Here is a 1557-nt window from a genome sequence, read left to right on the forward strand (position 1 = left end):
CTTCCCCCTTCCCCCCTGTCCGCTCGATTCCCTCCAGTGTCCCTCCAGCCCTTCACTGTTCATCAGCGAGCCATAGCCGAGCGAACAACGAATTCCGGCTCTCCTGTCGTCCACCGGATTCGTTCGTTCATCGCCGGAATTCTCTTCCGCTCGCCCATGGCAAAGCGCGATGATGCGGCGCGGCCGAAGCCCGGGCGACAGGAATTCAGGCTCCGGGGAAACGCGTCACCGTCGAACGTTTCGTTCTGTTTCCAGCGCAGAAGGAGTCGTGCTCCCATGAGCGCCCATTGCCCGATCGGCGAATCCGCCACCCGGCGAGCGAGGTTCTGATGTCCCCCAGCACACACCCGGCCCTGTTCAAGGCCCAGTCCGTCGGCGACGCGCTGCCGTGGCTGGCCCGGCACCAGGGACGCACCGTCGTCATCAAGCTGGGCGGGCACGCCATGGTCACCGAGGACCTGACGGCTGCCTTCGCCCGCGACATCGCCTTCCTGCGCTACGCCGGGCTGCGCCCCGTGGTCGTGCACGGAGGAGGGCCGCAGATCGATGCCGAGCTCGCCCGGCGCGGTCTGAAACGCGAGTTCAGGGGCGGGCTCCGGGTCACCACGGAGCCCGCGCTGGACGTGGTGCGGATGGTCCTGGCCGGCCAGGTGCAGCGCGAACTGGTGGGCCTGATCAACCGTTCGGGCCCGCTCGCCGTCGGCATGACCGGGGAGGACGCGGACACCGTGCTCGCCAGACGGCACCGGCCGTGGATCGACGGGGAGCCGGTGGACGTGGGCCGGGTCGGCGACATCACGGGCGTCAACACGGGGGCCCTGGACAGTCTCCTGGCGGACGGCCGGATCCCGGTGGTCTCACCCCTGGCCCGCAGCGTCGAGGACGGCCGGGTCTACAACGTCAACGCCGACACCGTGGCGGCCGCTCTCGCCACCGCGCTGGGCGCCGAGCGGCTCGTCCTGCTCACGGACGTCGCCGGCCTGTACGCGGGCTGGCCGCACAGCGAGGAGGTCATCCCGCGGCTGACCGCCGGGGAGCTGGAGAAGCTGCTGCCCGAGCTGCACGACGGCATGGTGCCCAAGATGACGGGCTGCCTGAACGCCGTGCGCGGCGGAGTGGGCGCCGCCCGGGTGATCGACGGACGGGTGAAGCACTCGGTGCTCCTGGAGATGTTCACCGACGAGGGCGTCGGCACCGTGATCCTGCCGGACCCGGACGAGACCCGGCCCCCCGCGGCCGACGCGTGGCGGCCGCGCCGCGAGGTCGTCGGCGCGGCCTGACCCCGGGCCGTGGCGCGCGGGCGCGGCGCTCAGCCCGCCGCCACCGCCGCGGCGGCCCCGGTGAGCGCCTCGGCACGGCCAACGTCCTGCCGGATCCGGGCGGCGACCTCCGGGAGCCGGTCCTTGAAGTAGAAGTGGCCGCCGTCGAAGAGGTGCAGGCCGAGGAAGTGCTCGGAGACGGCCGACCAGCCGTCGAGCCGGTGCGGCGGCGCCACCTGGTCGCGGGCGCCGCCGAACACCGACAGGGGCACCGGCAGCGGCGCGGCGAGCGGCGGGG

At 72.6% G+C, this 1557-nt stretch carries 1 protein-coding gene and 1 pseudogene; one reads left to right on the top strand and one right to left on the bottom strand.

Going from position 1 to position 1557, the window contains the following annotated elements:
* Window positions 1–329 precede the first annotated feature (329 nt).
* On the top strand, window positions 330–1280 hold the full coding sequence (argB, locus tag K377_RS41145) for an acetylglutamate kinase (RefSeq protein WP_111668717.1): 951 nt from the start codon (window positions 330–332) through the stop codon (window positions 1278–1280).
* A 29-nt stretch (window positions 1281–1309) separates the two neighbouring features.
* On the opposite strand, the pseudogene K377_RS41150 reads toward argB, so the two are convergent.
* Window positions 1310–1557 (bottom strand): annotated as a pseudogene (locus K377_RS41150) (thioesterase); the annotation flags it as partial.

It is taken from the genome of Streptomyces sp. PsTaAH-137 (assembly GCF_003259365.1).
Classification (GTDB): Bacteria; Actinomycetota; Actinomycetes; order Streptomycetales; family Streptomycetaceae; genus Streptomyces.